Origin of the sequence: Pseudomonas nitroreducens NBRC 12694 (assembly GCF_002091755.1) — a bacterium.
GTDB lineage: Bacteria > Pseudomonadota > Gammaproteobacteria > Pseudomonadales > Pseudomonadaceae > Pseudomonas > Pseudomonas nitroreducens.
On the sequence record NZ_BDAI01000006.1, the window covers coordinates 192,887 to 210,189 of the forward strand.

11 protein-coding genes are annotated in these 17,303 nt (G+C 65.3%); 8 read left to right on the forward strand and 3 right to left on the reverse strand.

The window, feature by feature from the left end:
• Window positions 1-143: 143 nt before the first annotated feature.
• From sodB to PNI01S_RS18165, 8 genes are all read left to right on the forward strand, one after another.
• Window positions 144-725, forward strand: a complete 582-nt coding sequence (gene sodB / locus PNI01S_RS18130; RefSeq protein ID WP_024762591.1) for a superoxide dismutase [Fe] — start codon at window positions 144-146, stop codon at window positions 723-725.
• 194 nt (window positions 726-919) lie between these two features.
• Complete coding sequence (locus PNI01S_RS18135; RefSeq protein WP_024762590.1) at window positions 920-3,001, forward strand: putative bifunctional diguanylate cyclase/phosphodiesterase; 2,082 nt, start codon at window positions 920-922, stop codon at window positions 2,999-3,001.
• 281 nt (window positions 3,002-3,282) lie between these two features.
• Window positions 3,283-4,620: an imelysin family protein gene (locus tag PNI01S_RS18140; RefSeq protein WP_024762589.1), complete on the forward strand. Its 1,338-nt coding sequence runs from the start codon at window positions 3,283-3,285 to the stop codon at window positions 4,618-4,620.
• Between the two features lie 191 nt (window positions 4,621-4,811).
• Window positions 4,812-6,236 carry a di-heme oxidoreductase family protein gene (locus tag PNI01S_RS18145; protein WP_038803563.1) on the forward strand — a complete coding sequence of 475 codons (1,425 nt, stop codon included), beginning with the start codon at window positions 4,812-4,814 and terminating at the stop codon, window positions 6,234-6,236.
• A 15-nt stretch (window positions 6,237-6,251) separates the two neighbouring features.
• Entirely contained in the window at window positions 6,252-7,313 is a 1,062-nt protein-coding gene (locus PNI01S_RS18150; RefSeq protein ID WP_024762588.1) for an imelysin family protein, read from the forward strand.
• A 153-nt stretch (window positions 7,314-7,466) separates the two neighbouring features.
• Window positions 7,467-8,561, forward strand: a complete 1,095-nt coding sequence (locus PNI01S_RS18155; protein ID WP_024762587.1) for a DUF1513 domain-containing protein — start codon at window positions 7,467-7,469, stop codon at window positions 8,559-8,561.
• 270 nt (window positions 8,562-8,831) lie between these two features.
• The gene (locus PNI01S_RS18160; protein ID WP_084358739.1) at window positions 8,832-9,950 is read left to right on the forward strand and encodes an efflux RND transporter periplasmic adaptor subunit; all 1,119 of its coding nucleotides are present in this window, start codon (window positions 8,832-8,834) and stop codon (window positions 9,948-9,950) included.
• An 86-nt stretch (window positions 9,951-10,036) separates the two neighbouring features.
• Window positions 10,037-13,096 carry a multidrug efflux RND transporter permease subunit gene (locus PNI01S_RS18165; protein WP_084358740.1) on the forward strand — a complete coding sequence of 1,020 codons (3,060 nt, stop codon included), beginning with the start codon at window positions 10,037-10,039 and terminating at the stop codon, window positions 13,094-13,096.
• Between the two features lie 160 nt (window positions 13,097-13,256).
• Here the strand turns inward: PNI01S_RS18165 and PNI01S_RS18170 are convergent, their stop codons facing one another.
• From PNI01S_RS18170 to hemH, 3 genes are all read right to left on the reverse strand, one after another.
• Window positions 13,257-14,288: a hypothetical protein gene (locus tag PNI01S_RS18170; protein WP_084358741.1), complete on the reverse strand. Its 1,032-nt coding sequence runs from the start codon at window positions 14,286-14,288 to the stop codon at window positions 13,257-13,259.
• 187 nt (window positions 14,289-14,475) lie between these two features.
• Window positions 14,476-15,840: a spinster family MFS transporter gene (locus PNI01S_RS18175; RefSeq protein WP_084358742.1), complete on the reverse strand. Its 1,365-nt coding sequence runs from the start codon at window positions 15,838-15,840 to the stop codon at window positions 14,476-14,478.
• Window positions 15,841-16,172: 332 nt separating this feature from the next.
• Window positions 16,173-17,195: a ferrochelatase gene (hemH, locus tag PNI01S_RS18180; protein WP_024762582.1), complete on the reverse strand. Its 1,023-nt coding sequence runs from the start codon at window positions 17,193-17,195 to the stop codon at window positions 16,173-16,175.
• Window positions 17,196-17,303 lie beyond the last annotated feature (108 nt).

The window sequence follows — 17,303 nt, forward strand, 5'->3', positions numbered from 1 at the left end:
CGGACGCAACTGGCGCGCTGCCTGCCTCTTGATGGGGCGCATTGCAGCTACGCCCGGATGCCGCGACAAACATCGAACCGGCCCCGTGTACCGGTCGCGCGCTCGTCGCGCTAGCCCAGACTGAGTGAGATAGGAGAGAGACCATGGCTTTCGAATTGCCGCCGCTGCCTTACGCGAAGAACGCCCTTGAGCCGCACATTTCCGCGGAAACCCTGGAATACCACCACGACAAGCACCACAACACCTACGTCGTGAACCTGAACAACCTGGTTCCGGGTACCGAGTTCGAAGGCAAGAGCCTGGAAGACATCGTCAAGACCTCGTCGGGCGGCATCTTCAACAACGCAGCCCAGGTGTGGAACCACACCTTCTACTGGAACTGCCTGAGCCCCAACGGCGGTGGCCAGCCCACCGGCGCCCTGGCTGACGCCATCAACGCTGCCTTCGGTTCCTTCGACAAGTTCAAGGAAGAGTTCAGCAAGACCTCCATCGGCACCTTCGGCTCCGGCTGGGGTTGGCTGGTGAAGAAAGCCGACGGTTCCCTGGCCCTGGCCAGCACCATCGGCGCCGGCTGCCCGCTGACCAGCGGCGACACCCCGCTGCTGACCTGCGACGTCTGGGAACACGCCTACTACATCGACTACCGCAACCTGCGTCCGAAGTACGTCGAGGCATTCTGGAACCTGGTCAACTGGGATTTCGTGGCCGAGCAGTTCGCTGCTTGATCGCACCCCGATTGATCTGAAAAAACCCGGCCCCGTGCCGGGTTTTTTCGTAATGGGCGCGTAACGCCTTCGTGTCGGCTAACCTGAAAGGCCGGTACAGTCACGAAACACAACGATGGCCCTTTGACGCCATTGCGCCAATTGCCAATACTCAGCCCCAGTCGTTCGCCCCTGGCGAGAAACAAGGAAAGACCTTGAAACTGGATCCCCGGCACAGCCTCTCCCTCAAGCTGCTGCGAATGGTATTGCTCGCGGCCCTCGTGGTCGGGGTGGTACTCAGCTGTGCCCAGATCGTCTATGACGCCCACAAGGCGCGCCAGAACGTACACAACGACGCCCAGCGCATCCTGGCGATGGTCCGCGACCCTTCCACCCAGGCCGTCTACAGCCTGGACCGCGACATGGCGATGCAGGTCCTCGAAGGCCTGTTCCAGCACGAAGCCGTGCGCTATGCCGCCATCGGCCACCCGGACGAACCCATGCTGGCGGAAAAATCCCGCCCGCTGCTGGACTCCAATACCCGCTGGCTGACCGACCCGATCCTCGGCGCCGAGCAGAACTACTCCATCCGCCTCGCCGGCCGGGGCGGCTCCAACGAATACTACGGCGACCTGAAGATCACCCTCGACACCGCGCCCTACGGCAACGATTTCGTCGCCACTTCGGTGATCATCTTCATCTCCGGCATCCTCCGCGCCATGGCCCTGAGCCTGGTGCTGTTCATGGTCTACCACTGGCTGCTGACCAAGCCGCTGTCGAAGATCATCGAGCACCTGGCCTCGATCAACCCGGACCGCCCCAGCCAGCACAAGCTGCCGATGCCCGACGGCCACGAGAAGGACGAACTGGGCCTGTGGGTGAATACCGCCAACCAGTTGCTGGCCTCCATCGAGCGCAACGGCCACCTGCGCCGCGAGGCCGAAGACAGCCTGCTACGCATCTCCCAGTACGACTTCCTCACCGGCCTGCCCAACCGCAAGCTGCTGCAACAGCGCCTGGACCAGATCCTCGAAGGTGCCTCGCGCCTGCAGCGCCGCGTCGCCGTGCTCTGCCTGGGCCTGGATGACTTCAAGGGCATCAACGAGCAGTACAGCTACCAGTTCGGTGACCAGCTGTTGATCGCCCTCGCCGACCGCCTGCGCACCCGCAGCGCGCACCTCGGCGCCCTGGCGCGGCTGGGCGGCGACCAGTTCGCCCTGGTCCAGGCCGACATCGAGCAGCCCTACGAAGCAGCGGAGCTCGCCCAGCAGATCCTCGACGACCTCGAAGCGCCCTTCGAGCTGGACCAGCACCTGGTCCACCTGCGCGCCACCATCGGCATCACCCTGTTCCCCGAGGACGGCGAGACCACCGAGAAGCTGCTGCAGAAAGCCGAACAGACCATGACCCTGGCCAAGAGCCGCTCGCGCAACCGCTACCAGTTCTACATCGCCAGCGTCGACAGCGAGATGCGCCGCCGCCGCGAACTGGAGAAGGACCTGCGCGAAGCCCTGGCGCGCAACGAACTGCACCTCGTGTACCAGCCGCAGGTGGATTACCGCGATCACCGCGTGGTCGGCGTCGAGGCGCTGCTGCGCTGGCAGCATCCGACCCAGGGCTGGGTCGCGCCGGACCTGTTCATCCCGCTGGCGGAACAGAACGGCAGCATCTTCAGCATCGGCGAATGGGTGCTCGACCAATCCTGCCGCCAACTGCGCGAGTGGCACGACCAGGGCTTCGACGACCTGCGCCTGGCGGTCAACCTGTCCACCGTGCAGTTGCGCCACAACGCCCTGCCGCGCGTGGTCAGCAACCTGTTGCAGATGCACCGCCTGCCGCCGCGCTCGCTGGAACTGGAGGTCACCGAGACCGGCCTGATGGAGGACATCTCCACTGCCGCCCAACACCTGCTCAGCCTGCGCCGTGCCGGCGCCCTGATCGCCATCGACGACTTCGGCACCGGCTACTCCTCGCTGAGCTACCTGAAGAGCCTGCCGCTGGACAAGATCAAGATCGACAAGAGCTTCGTCCAGGACCTGCTGCTGGACGACGACGACGCCACCATCGTTCGCGCCATCATCCAGCTGGGCAAGAGCCTGGGCATGCAGGTGATCGCCGAGGGCGTGGAGACCGTCGAGCAGGAGGCCTACATCATCGCCCAGGGCTGCCACGAAGGTCAGGGCTACCTCTACAGCAAGCCGCTGCCGGCGCGCGAGCTGACCCTCTACCTCAAGCAGGCGCGGCGCCTGGCCGAGGCTGCCGGCGGCAACTCCAACGGTTCCGTCGAACGTCACTGACTCCGCCTTACCGTAGGGCGCACAACGCGGAACGCTTTATCCGGCGGCTGCGCTTCCAATGTCGGTGGATAACGCCAGAGGTGTTTTTCGCCCTACAACGGCCTCCCGCTTAAATCACGTGATACTCCGGCGAGCGGCCGCTCTGGTGGCAACTTACTGGCCCCGCGGCGAATGGCGCCAGCGATCTCTCTTTTCAAAAATGCAAATCTTTCGCATTATGTTGCGGATTTTCTTGCGCAGTCCTTTTTCGTGCGCCTCCTCTCCATGCAAAGGAACCCGTCATGACTCGTATGCCCTGGGCCACTGCCAGCCTGCTCGCCATCGCCATTTCCCTCGCCGGCTGCGGCGATGACAAGAAAGCCGAAGCCCCCGCCGCCGCGCCGGCTGCCAGCACCCAGAGCACTGCCCCGGCAGCGGCTGCCAAGGTCGACGAGGCCGCGGTCAAGGCCGTGGTGAAGAACTACCTGGACATCGCCGAAGCCACCTACGGCGACGCCCTGACCACCGCCAAGGCCCTGCAGACCGCTGTCGACGCGCTGATCGCCAAGCCCAGCGAAGAAACCCTGAAGGCCGCCCGCGAAGCCTGGATCGCTTCCCGCCCGTCCTACTCGCAGAGCGAAGCCTTCCGCTTCGGCAACTCGATCATCGACGACTGGGAAGGCGCGGTTAACGCCTGGCCGCTGGACGAAGGCCTGATCGACTACGTCGCCAAGGACTACCAGCACGCCGAAGGCAACGCCGGCGCCACCGCCAACATCATCGCCAACACCGAGATCCAGGTCGGCGAAGACAAGATCGACGTCAAGGAAATCACCGGCGAGAAGCTCAAGGGCCTGAACGAGCTGGGCGGTTCCGAAGCCAACGTCGCCACCGGCTACCACGCCATCGAATTCCTCCTCTGGGGCCAGGACCTCAACGGCACCAAGCCGGGCGCCGGCGATCGCAAGTACACCGACTACGCCCAGGGCAAGGACTGCACCAATGGTCATTGCGACCGTCGCGCTGCCTACCTGAAGGCCGTCACCGACCTGCTGGTCTCCGACCTGGAAGAAATGCACGGCAACTTCAAGTCCGGCGTCGCCGACAACTACCGCGCCAAGGTCGAGGCCGACACCGCCGAGAACAATCTGCGCAAGATGTTCTTCGGCATGGGCTCCCTGTCCCTCGGCGAGCTGGCCGGCGAGCGCATGAAAGTCGCGCTGGAAGCCAACTCCACCGAAGACGAGCACGACTGCTTCAGCGACAACACCCACAACACCCTGTTCTTCAACGCCAAGTCCATCCGCAACATCTACCTGGGCGAATACAAGCGCACCGACGGCAGCGTCGTGAAGGGCCCGAGCCTGTCCGACCTGGTCGCCAAGGCTGACGCCGCCGCCGATACCGACCTGAAGAATGACCTGGCCAACACCGAAGCCAAGATGCAGGTCATCGTCGACCGTGCCGAGAAGGACGGTGTGCACTTCGACCAGATGATCGCTCCGGAAGACAAGGACGATCAGCAGAAGATCCGCGACGCCATCGCCTCGCTGGTCAAGCAGACCGGCGCCATCGAGAAGGCCGCTACCGCGGTCGGCGTGCAGGACCTGAAGCCGGACAACGCCGATCACCAGTTCTGATCCGCGCGTCCTGAAGTGACTGCGGCTCCAGGCCGCAGCTACTGAAATGGCAAAGGCAAAGCCCCGTACTGCGGGGCTTTGTCGTTTCCGGGCGGCAAACGATGTCGTTCGCAAATACAAATTTTTCATATTTGCATTTGACACCCCTGATAACATGGCGCGCTGCCATGTCACCGCTCTGGAACCCGTCGATGCTCCACCGCCGTACCGCCCTGCACCTCGTGCCGCTGCTGACTGCCATCGCCCTTGCCGCGTGCAAGCCGGAGACCTCCCAGCACGCCGTGAGCGAACCTGGCGAAGCGCTTTCCGGCGGCGCCACCACGGTCAAGCAGAGCGACCGCAACGCCTATTCCATGCCCTCGGCCAACCTCACGCCGAGCCGCCGCCTGGACTTCGCCGTGGGCAACAGCTTCTTCCGCAATCCCTGGGTGATCGCGCCGACCACCACCACCGCGCGCGACGGCCTCGGCCCGCTGTTCAACACCAACGCCTGCCAGAACTGCCACATCAAGGACGGCCGCGGCCATCCTCCGGAGTTGAACGACGTCAACGCCGTATCGATGCTGGTACGCCTGTCGATCCCCGCCGGCTCCGCCGACGCCGAAACCATCAAGCGCCTGGGCGTAGTGCCCGAGCCGGTGTACGGCGGCCAGTTCCAGGACTCGGCGATCCCCGGCGTGGCGCCCGAAGGCAAGGTCCGCGTGGAGTACGACGCGGTGCCGGTGACCTTCAAGGACGGCACCGTGGTCGAGCTGCGCAAGCCGAAACTGCGCATCAGCGACCTGGGCTACGGCCCGATGCACGCGGACACGATGTTCTCCGCGCGCATCGCCCCGCCGATGATCGGCCTGGGCCTGCTGGAGTCCATCAGCGAGGCGGACATCCTCGCCAACGCGGAACGCCAAGCCAAAAATGGCGACGGCATCCACGGCCGACCGAACCGGGTCTGGGACGATGCCACGCAACAGACCGTCCTCGGCCGCTTCGGCTGGAAGGCCGGGCAGCCCAACGTCGCCCAGCAGAACGCCCACGCCTTCTCCGGCGACATGGGCCTGACCAGCGACCTGCTGCCCAGCGACGACTGCACGGCAGCGCAGACCGCCTGCAAGAACGCCATCGACGGCGGCAAGCCGGAAGTCAGCCAGCACATCTTCAACCAGGTTGCCTTCTACGCCCGCAACCTCGCGGTACCGGCGCGGCGCAAGGTCGACGACCCACAGGTGCTGACCGGCAAGGGGCTGTTCTTCGACACCGGCTGCGCCAGTTGCCACACGCCCAAGTTCACCACCGGGCCGAACGCCGCCGAGCCCGAACTGGCCAACCAGGTCATCCGCCCGTACAGCGACCTGCTGCTGCATGACATGGGCGAGGGACTAGCGGACAATCGCCCGGAATTTCTCGCCAGCGGCCGCGATTGGCGCACCGCGCCGTTGTGGGGCATCGGCCTGACCGAAACGGTCAACGGCCACACCCAGTTCCTGCATGACGGCCGCGCCCGCAACCTGCTCGAAGCCGTGCTCTGGCACGGCGGCGAAGCCGAAGCGGCCAAGCAACGCGTACTGAACTTCGACGCCGGGCAGCGCGACGCCCTGCTGGCGTTCCTGAACTCACTCTAAGGAGCCGAGCCCACCATGTTCCGCCCCCGACTTCTGATCACCAGCCTCGCCATCGCCCTGGGCGCCTGCTCGCCCACCGATCCGCAGGCGACCACCAGCGCCACGCTGGCCCAGCAGGTGATCCTGCCGACCTACAGCCGCTGGGTCGACGCCGACCGCGCGCTGGCCGCCAGCGCCCTGGCCTACTGCCAGGGCAAGGAAGACCTGAGCAAGGCCCGCGCCGACTTCATGGCCGCCCAGAAGGCCTGGGCCGAGCTGCAGCCGCTGCTGGTCGGCCCACTGGCCGAAGGCAACCGTTCCTGGCAGGTGCAGTTCTGGCCGGACAAGAAGAACCTCGTGGCGCGCCAGGTCGAGCAACTGCTGAGCAGCGGCAACGCGATTTCCCCGGCGACCCTGGATAAATCCAGCGTCGTGGTCCAGGGCCTGACCGCCTACGAATACATCCTCTACGACGCCAAGATCGACCTGGCCAACGCCGAGACCAAGGCGCGCTACTGCCCGCTGCTGGAAGCCATCGGCAGCCACCAGCAAGCCCTGGCGGAGAACATCCTGGCGCAGTGGAAGCAGGACGGCGGCATGCTCGCCCAGCTCTCCAAATTCCCCAACGACCGCTACGCTGACGCTCACGAGGCCATCGCCGAACTGCTGCGCGTGCAGGTCACCGCGCTGGACATGCTGAAGAAGAAACTCGGCACCCCGCTGGGTCGCCAGAGCAAGGGCATCCCGCAGCCGTTCCAGGCCGAAGGCTGGCGCAGCGACATGTCGCTGGCGAGCCTGGACTCCAGCCTGACCGGCGCCCAGGCGCTGTGGGACGGCACCGACAAGAAGGGCCTGCGCGCCCTGCTGCCGGCGGAACAGAAAGAGCTGGCCGGCAAGATCGACGCGGCCTACGCCGATGTCCACGGCAAGCTGAAAGCCATCAATAAATCCTTGAGCGAACTGCTGAAGGACGAGGCTGGCCTCAAGCAGTTGAACGAGCTGTACGACAGCCTCAACGTCGTCCATCGCCTGCACGAAGGCGACCTGGCGAAAGCCCTCGGCGTACAACTGGGCTTCAACGCCAACGACGGCGACTGATTCGGTCTGCTGCGCGTCGGCCAGGTGTCGTTGGAAAATACGTCGAATTGCTCATTGGCTGGAAGCCAACTCCGCATTCGCCACACCTTTCCGCCTAACCTGGCTCTAGCTCGCAAGACCGATGGAATACGAGAAGTGATAGAGGTGAACGCCATGTTGCGACGTCACGTGATCGGCCTGGGCAGCCTGTTGCTCGGTGCCCTGACCTTCGGCGGCTGGACGCTGTCACGCAAGGGCAAGGAGCCCCTGGTGCTGTCCGCCCGTGACGACGCGGATGGCAAGCACTACGCCGTGGGCTATCGCCTGGACGGCAGCTGCGCCTTCGCCACCGAAGTCGGCCTGCGCTGCCACGACGTGGTGCAGCATCCCGAGCTGCCACTGGCGCTGTTCGTCGCCCGCCGGCCGGGCCGGCAGAGCTACCTGATCGACCTGAACGACGGCCGCCTGCTGCAGACCCTCGACTCGCAGGCCGACCGCCACTTCTACGGCCACGGCGTGTGGCACAAGGACGGCGAATGGCTCTACGCGACGGAGAACGACACCACCGATCCGGGCCGCGGGATGCTCGGTGTGTACCACTTCGACGGTGAACGCCTGAGCCACACCGGCGAGATTTCCACCCACGGCCTCGGCCCGCACCAGGTGTCCTGGATGCCCGATGGCGAGACGCTGGTGGTGGCCAACGGTGGTATCCGTACCGAAGCCGAAAGCCGCGTGGAAATGAACCTCTACGCCATGGAGCCGAGCCTGGTGCTGATGCGCCGCGACGGCTCGCTGATCTCCAAGGAAACCCTGCCGCAGCAGATGAACAGCGTGCGCCACCTGGCCATCGCCGGGGACGGCACCATCGTCGCCGGTCAACAGTATATGGGCGATGCTCACGACCGCGCCGACCTGCTCGCCATCAAGCGCCCCGGCGAGGCCTTCCAGCCCTTCCCGCTGGCCGACGAGCAGCGCCTGGCGATGACCCAGTACACCGCCAGCGTCGCCGTGCACAACGAGCTGCGCCTGGTCGCCCTCACCGCGCCGCGTGGCAACCGCTTCTTCATCTGGGACCTGGACTCCGGCGCCGTGCGCCTGGACGCGCCGCTGCCCGATTGCGCAGGCGTCGGCGCGGTGAAGGACGGCTTCGTCGTCACCTCCGGCCAGGGCCGCTGCCGCATTTACGACTGCCGCCAGGAACGCATCGCCGGCACGCCGCTGGACCTGCCGCCGGCCTTCTGGGACAACCACCTGCACCTGGCTTGATAACGGCCCGCGCGCTGCATCCAGATTTGCACCGATTCAGCGCGCATTTCTCGTAAACCCTTCAGTTTCAGCGGGAAACGTCTTGTAAACGCGGCCCTTTGACTCGCCACCGATTCAGGAATAAGGTGCGCAATTGCGCCCCGCAATGGGGCGTCCCACGTATAGGCTTCAGAGCCTGATCGACATCTGCGCGAACGGAAGGCCGCCCGGCCAATAGTGGGCGAGCGATCGCGCTCGATAGCTGCCAGGCACGTACCAAGGAACAGGAAGATGTTGCGCCGCATGCTGATCATGCTGGGCGTAGTTGCCGTCATCGTTGCGGTGCTCGCCGGCTCGAAATACCTCTCCATCACCCGACAGATCGCCATGTTCTCGGCTCCCCGCCCGCCGGTGAGCGTGAACGCGACCCACGCCGAAGAACGCGACTGGCAGAGCCGTCTGGCAGCCATCGGCACCCTGCGCGCGATCCAGGGCGTGACCCTGACTGCGGAAGTCTCCGGCACTGTGAGCGCCGTGCAGTTCGTCTCCGGCGACAAGGTCAAGGTCGGCCAGCCGGTCGTGCAACTGGAATCCGACGTCGAGCAGGCCACCCTGCGCACCGCCGAGGCAGACCTGGGGCTGGCCCAGGTCGAGTACGAGCGCGGCAAGAGCCTGGTGGGCCGCCAGGCTATCTCCAAGAGCGAGTACGACCGCCTCGCCGCCCAGCTGAACCGCTCCACCGCCACCGTCGCGCAGCTCAAGGCGGCGCTGGCGAAGAAGCGCATCCTCGCGCCGTTCTCCGGCACCATCGGCATCCGCCAGGTGGACGTGGGCGACTACGTTTCCCCCGGCACCGAGATCGTCACCCTGCAGGACCTTTCCACCCTTCAAGTGGACTTCTTCCTGCCCGAACAGGACTTCCCGCTGCTCAAGCGCGGGCAGAAGGTGGTGGTGCGTGTGGCGGCCTATCCGGGCCAGAGCTTCGACGCGCAGATCGACGCCATCAGCCCGCGGGTGGACAACCAGACGCGCAACCTGCTGGTCCGCGCCAGCATGGCCAACCCCGACGGCAAGCTGCTGCCGGGCATGTTCGCCAACCTGGAAGTGCAGCTGCCTGACAGCGCGCCGCGCGTCGTGGTACCCGAGACCGCCGTGGCCTTCACCCTGTACGGCAACTCGGTGTACGTGGTGGTGCCGCACAAGCCCAAGGACGGCGAGAAAGCCGAAGAGGCCAAGGCCGGTGACGCGCCGAAGCTGGACGTCGAACGCCGCTTCGTGAAAACCGGCGAGCGCCGCGAAGGCAACGTGGTGATCCTCGAAGGCCTGAAGGCCGGCGAGGAAGTGGTGACCTCCGGCCAGCTCAAGCTGGACAACGGCACCGCCGTGGCCATCGTCAAGGACCCGCAGTAATCGCACAGGCGGTGCGTCGCTGACTCAGCGCGCGCCCACAGGCCCGGTCGCCAACCGACCCAGGCCCGCAACAAAGGATTGAGCTTATGGGCTTCACCGATCCCTTCATCCGTCGCCCCGTGCTGGCGACCGTGGTCAGCCTGCTGATCGTCCTGCTCGGCATGCAGGCCTTCAGCAAGCTGGTGATCCGCGAATACCCGCAGATGGAAAACGCGCTGATCACCGTCACCACCTTCTATGCCGGCGCCAACGCCGAAACCATCCAGGGCTACATCACCCAGCCGCTGCAACAGAGTCTCGCCAGCGCCGAAGGCATCGACTACATGACCTCGGTGAGCCGGCAGAATTACTCGGTGATCTCGATCTACGCGCACATCGGCGCCAACACCGATCGCCTGGTCACCGAGCTGCTGTCGAAGATCGGCGAGGTGAAGACCCAGCTGCCGCCGGACGCCGAGGACCCGATCCTCGACAAGGAAGCCGCCGACGCCTCGGCGCTGATGTACATCAGCTTCTTCAGCGAACAGATGAACAACCCGCAGATCACCGACTACCTGTCGCGGGTGATCCAGCCCAAGCTCGCCACTCTGCCGGGCATCTCCGAAGCCGAGATCCTCGGCAACCAGGTGTTCGCCATGCGCCTGTGGCTGGACCCGGTGAAGATGGCCGCCTACGGCATCACCGCTGGCGACGTGGCCAGCGCAGTGCGCGAGTACAACTTCCTTTCCGCCGCCGGCGAGGTGAAGGGCGAGCTGGTGGTCACCTCGGTGAACGCCACCACCGACCTGAAATCCCCGGAAGCCTTCGCCGCCATTCCGCTGAAGACCGCTGGCGACCGCCGCGTGCTGATGGGTGACGTGGCGCGCATCGAACTGGGTGCGGCGAGCTACGACGCGGTCAGCTCGTTCAACGGCATCCCCTCGGTGTACATCGGCATCAAGGGCACGCCCAGCTCCAACCCGCTGGACGTGATCAAGGAAGTCCGCGCGAAGATGCCGGAGCTGGAAGAACAGCTGCCGCCCGGCCTGAAAGTCTCTATCGCCTACGACGCCACGCGCTTCATCCAGGCATCCATCGACGAAGTGGTGAAGACCCTGGCCGAGGCGATCCTGATCGTCATCGTCGTGGTCTTCCTGTTCCTCGGCGCGTTCCGCTCGGTGATCATCCCGGTGGTGACCATCCCACTGTCGATGATCGGCGTGCTGTTCTTCATGCAGATGATGGGCTACTCGATCAACCTGCTGACGCTGCTGGCGATGGTGCTCGCCATCGGCCTGGTGGTGGACGACGCCATCGTCGTGGTGGAGAACATCCACCGCCACATCGAGGAGGGCAAGTCGCCGCTCCAGGGCGCCATCGAGGGCGCGCGGGAAATCGCCGTGCCGGTGGTGACCATGACCATCACCCTGGCCGCCGTGTATGCGCCCATCGGCTTCCTCAGCGGCCTGACCGGCGCGCTGTTCAAGGAGTTCGCCTTCACCCTCGCCGGTGCGGTAATCATCTCCGGCATCGTCGCCCTGACGCTGTCGCCGATGATGTGCTCGCGCCTGCTGCGCCACGACGAAAACCCCAGCGGCCTGGCGCATCGCCTGGACCTGATCTTCGAGGGTCTCAAGCAGCGTTATCAGCGCGCCCTGCATGGCACGCTGAACAGCCGTCCGGTGGTAATCGTCTTCGCCCTGCTGGTGCTGGCGATCATCCCGCTGCTGTTGATGTTCACCCACAAGGAACTGGCGCCGGAGGAAGACCAGGGCATCGTCTTCATCATGGCCAACGCACCGCAGACGGCGAACCTGGATTACCTGTCGAAGTACACCGCCGAGTTCGAGGGTATCTTCCGCAAGTTCCCCGAGTACTATTCGGCGTTCCAGATCAACGGCTACAACGGCGTGCAGACCGGCATCGGCGGCATGCTGCTCAAGCCCTGGGACGAGCGCGACCGCAGCCAGATGGAGCTGCTGCACGCGGTACAGGAAGAGCTGAACAAGATTCCCGGCCTGCAGATCTTCGGCTTCAACCTGCCGTCGCTGCCGGGTACCGGCGAAGGCCTGCCGTTCCAGTTCGTGATCAACACCGCCAGCGACTACCAGTCGCTGCTTCAGGTGGCCGAGCGGGTGAAGAAGCGCGCCGAGGAATCAGGCAAGTTCGCCTTCCTCGACCTCGACCTGGCCTTCGACAAGCCCGAACTGGTGGTCGACATCGACCGCGCCAAGGCGGCGCAGATGGGCGTCAGCATGCAGGACCTGGGCGTGTCCCTCGGCGCGCTGCTGGGTGAAGGCGAGATCAACCGCTTCACCATCGACGGGCGCAGCTACAAGGTGATCGCCCAGGTCGAGCGCGCCTACCGCGACAACCCGAGCTGGCTGAACAACTACTACGTGAAGAGCCAGAGCGGCCAGCTGATCTCGCTGTCCACCCTGGTGACCTTCCACGAGCGCGCCCGCCCGCGCCAGCTCAACCAGTTCCAGCAATTGAACTCGGCAATCATCTCCGGCGTGCCCATGGTCAGCATGGGCGAGGCCATCGAGACGGTGCGCGGTTTCGCCGAAGAGGAATCGCCGCGCGGCTTCTCCTTCGACTACGCAGGCGCCTCGCGGCAGTTCGTGCAGGAAGGCAGCGCGCTGATGATCACCTTCGCCCTGGCATTGGCAGTGATCTTCCTGGTGCTGGCGGCACAGTTCGAGAGCTTCCGCGACCCATTGGTGATCATGGTCACCGTGCCGTTGTCGATCTGTGGCGCGCTGATCCCGCTGTTCCTCGGCCTGTCGAGCCTGAACATCTACACCCAGGTCGGCCTGGTGACGCTGATCGGCCTGATCAGCAAGCACGGCATCCTCATCGTCGAGTTCGCCAACCAGCTGCGCCATGAGCGTGGCCTGTCGGTGCGCGAGGCGGTCGAGGAAGCCGCGGCGATCCGCCTGCGCCCGGTACTGATGACCACCGCGGCGATGGTGCTGGGCGTGACCCCGCTGCTGTTCGCCAGCGGCGCCGGCGCGGTCAGCCGCTTCGACATCGGCGTGGTGATCGCCACGGGCATGAGCGTCGGTACGCTGTTCACCCTGTTCGTCCTGCCCTGCGTGTACACGCTGCTGGCCAAGCCGGACAAGAAGCCTGCTGAAGCCGGCACGCCAGCCACGGCGCACTGAATGAAAAAGCCCCGCATCCGCGGGGCTTTTTTCTCTGTTTGATCCGCGCGCCTGGCCCTTGTAGGAGCGAGCTTGCTCGCGAACCGCCTGATGCCAATGTCCCTGGCGAAACCGCGTTCGCGAGCAAGCTCGCTCCTAGAGTTCCTGCACATCCGGGACTTCACTGTTTCGGAATTGAAAACGCCACCAGCCGATACCCGTCGGCGGTGCGGATGAAATCGAAACTCGCATGCTTGGCCGGCTCGAATGAGCCCTGCTCCCAGTGCTCCATGGCAGAGACCTTGGGCGTCGTCCACTGGGCGAAATCGCCGCAGTTGTCGAAGTACTGCGGGTCGCTCTCGGGGTCGAACGGCCAGCCCATGTCGTCCTGGCGCACGCCATAGCCACCTGACGCACGCAGGGTTTCCAGGCGCTTGCGCAGCTCGGCCACGTGTTGGCGCAAAACATCGTCCACCGGAGCGGCCTGCCAGTCATCCAGCGATTCGCTGCCCTGACCGTGCCAGACTCGCGAGTAGCTGTGCGCCTTCAGCGAATCATCATCGAGCTGTGCGAGAAAAACGTCCCTGAACCAGAGAGCGAAGTCCTTCTCGATGTCGACGAAGCTGATGTAACGACCGTCGACTCCCTGGAAGGAGACGCGGCGCGGGTCGTTGGAGGGTTGTTCGCTCACCTGCTGCGAGAACCAGTCCAGCGCGCCAGCACGGGTGCTGTCGAAGTTCGACACCAGCGCCTTGCCATGGCGGTCGAGCAGCAACTCGGTGCCGCCCTTCCAACCTCGGTGTTCACAATGCTCCAGGCTGATACCCGGATCGGCGCAGGTTCGGCTAGCCCCCGTCAGCGCCACGACCATGCCGTTACGCATGGCACTGGCGTCGCTCAGCTCGGCCGGGATCAGTACCCGGCCATGGCCATTGAGGAACCCCACCTTGTCACGCTGGCGATCGCGGAAGCGGATGCTGTTCTCACTCTCGCAGACCGGCGCGTTGTCGAAGAAGTAGACCGCATCCGGCGCCACCCGACGACCATCGCGCAGCAGGTGGTAGGTGCGGTAACCGTCGGCGGTTTCCTCGCCGGCGGCGATGATGTGCTCGAAACGCCGCGCCATCGTGAACATCGGGCTGAGCCTGGGCCGGACCTGGACCGTGCCCTGCGCATCCTTGAAGCCGATGAGGTCGTTCTGCGTGAACGCCACCCAAGGCTCGTTCGCTCCTGCCGGAGCGCACAGCGCCAGTGCCCCCAGGACAAGCAGCCCTGCACGAATGCCCTTTCCTTCCATGCTGGAAATCTCCCCTCGAACCCATGTTCCGTCGCATTGTGCCACGCACAAAGAAAAGCCCCCGCGCATCGCTGCGCGGGGGCTCGGTGCCGAACTGGCAGTATCAGGCCGGCTGGCGTTGCATCGCGCCGCTGCCGCTGTCGCCCTTCAGGCTCCAGCTCTTGAGGTGCTCGAGGCTGGCCCGGTATGGCTTCAGGCCGTTGGCCAGGAACAGCGCGCCCGCCAGCAGGGCCACGGCGCTGACGATCAACAGCGAATAACGCAGCGCCATGTCGTCGGCGAACACGTAGTCGGTGACCAGGGCGATGGCGGTGGGGCCTACGCCCAGGCCCAGCAGCGTGACCACGAACAGGTAGATAGCCGAGGCCTGGCCGCGCATGGAGTTGGGCATGATTTCCTGGATCGCCGCCGGGGCGACGCCGAAGGGCATGCTGAGGAAGAACACGATGGGCGCCATCATCGCGGCAGCCGCATTGGCACTGTCCAGCAGCGGGTAGACCAGGCTCAGCGGGATGGCCAGGATGGCGGCCAGCAGGCCCACGCGCATGTTGGCGTCGGTGCGCCCGCGCTTGGCCCAGTAGTCGGCCAGGCGGCCACCGCAGACGATGCCCAGGCAGCCGAACACGGCGACGATGCTGCCGTACACCACGCCCACGTGGCCGGCGTCCCAGCCATAGGTGCGGACGAAGAAGGTCGGCACCCAGGCGCCGCTGCCGTAGCTGGCGAAGGAGATGCAGGCGAAGCCGAAGTTGTGGCAGATCACCGTCTTGCGGTTGGCGCGCAGGTAGGCGCCCACCTCGCTCATTGGCACCACCACGCCGGCCCCCACGCCACGACGGGTCGGCTCCTTGACTGCGAGCATCAGCAGGGTGAACAGCACGCCGGCCGCGCCGAGAATCAGGAAGATCAGCTGCCAGGGGCGCACTTCACCGAGGACCGGCAGGTGCACGTCGCCCTGGGCCGAGGCGAACTTGATCACCAGGCCGCCGAGTAGGAAGGCCAGGCCCGAGCCGAGGTAGATGCCCATGGAGTAGACGCTGATGGCGGTGGCGCGGCGATTGGCCGGAAAGCTGTCGGCGATCAGCGAATAGGCTGCCGGCGACAATGCCGCCTCGCCCACGCCGACACCGACGCGGAACAGCAGGAAGTGCCAGTACTGCTTGGCCAGGCCGCAGGCGGCGGTCATGGCGCTCCAGATCAGCACGCCGACGGTGATCAGCCCGCGGCGGCTGCGGCTGTCCGCCATGCGCCCGAGGGGAATGCCGCACAGGGTGTAGAACAGCGCGAAGGACAGGCCCATCAGCAGGCTCATCTGCGTGTCGCTGATTTCCAGGTCGCGACGGATCGGGCCGACCAGCAGGTTGAGAATCTGTCGATCGATGAAGGAAAGCACATAGGCGACCATGAGGATCGCAACCGTGGACCAGGCCACGGCACTGGAGGGGTAGCCGTTATTGTTGTTGTTCATGCCGGGCTCCTGATACGCCGCCAATCGCGGCGAAGGCGAAGGGGAGACCCGCAGAGTAGGCATTGCGAACACACAGCGCGCGCACTATCAGGTCTCTGAATGCGTGCGTCGGCCGTTGGCTGATGAATGGGTGGTCAGAGGCTGAACGAAGGGTCTTGCTGAAGGACCGCCGTGTAGGAGCGAGCGTGCTCGCGAACCGGCCCCGTCGCGGAGTCCGTTGGCGATCAAGCTCGCTTCTACGAAGATCAGGCAAGTGCCGGAGATACCCTCACCCTGACCCTCTCCCAAAGGGAGAGGGTCAGGGTGAGGGGAAGCCAGAGCGCCAAAGTCGATCAGATCGCGGCAGGCGTCCGCTCACACAGCTTGGCCAGCGCGCGCGCCCACAACTCCTGGTCATTCAGGCAAGGCACCAGCACCAGCTCCTCGCCACCTGCCGCGCGGAACTGCTCGTTGCCGCGCTGGCCGATTTCTTCCAGCGTCTCGATGCAATCGGCGACGAAGGCCGGGCACATCACCAGCAGCCGTTTCACGCCCTGCTTGCCGAGTTTGTCCAGCTGTGCCTCGGTATAGGGCTCGATCCACTTGTTGCGTCCCAGACGCGACTGGAAGGACACCGACCAGCGCCCGTCCTCCAGCCCGGCACCCGCGGCGAAGTCTTCGGCCGTGCGCAGGCATTGGCTGCGGTAACAGACAGCCATGACATCCTCGTGCACGCCCCGGCTGGAGCTGGCGGTGAGGTCGTGGCTCTTGTCCTTCACCAGCTTGCGGATGTGAGACTCGGGCAAGCCATGGAAGCTCAGCAACAGATGATCGTAGGGCTGCTCCAGATAGGGCTTCACGCTATCCACCAGCGCCTGGCGGTACTCGGGCTCCGCGTAGAACGGCGGCAGCACCTTCAGCTCCAGCTTGAGGCCATGCTCGCGCATTACACGGCGGGCTTCCTCGATGGCGGTGGTGGTGGTGCTGTCGGCGAACTGCGGGTAGAGCGGCGCGAAGGTCACCTGGGTGATGCCCTGCTGGCTCAGGCGCAGCAGCGCCCCCTCGATGGACGGCTCGCCGTAGCGCATGCCCAGCTCCACCGGGCCATGCGACCAGAACGGCCGGACGGCCTCCTGCAGGCGGCGGCTCAGCACGACCAGCGGCGAGCCGTCGTCCCACCAGATCGATGCATAGGCATGGGCGGACTCCTCCGGGCGCTTGCGCAGCACCAGCGAAACCAGCAGCCGGCGAATCGGCCAGGGCAGATCGATCACGTAGGGGTCCATGAGGAATTGATCGAGGTAGCGGCGCACGTCCTCGACCCGGGTGGAAGCCGGCGATCCCAGGTTGACCAGCAGGAGGGCGTTTTGGGTCATGCAGTGTCCTTAAACCGGTGCGGTAGGCGGTCATCGTGCGGGCTGCGCAGTTTACACGCAGCTCGCTCCATCAAGAGGCCCCGAGGCTGTCACCGATGTCGCAGGGCC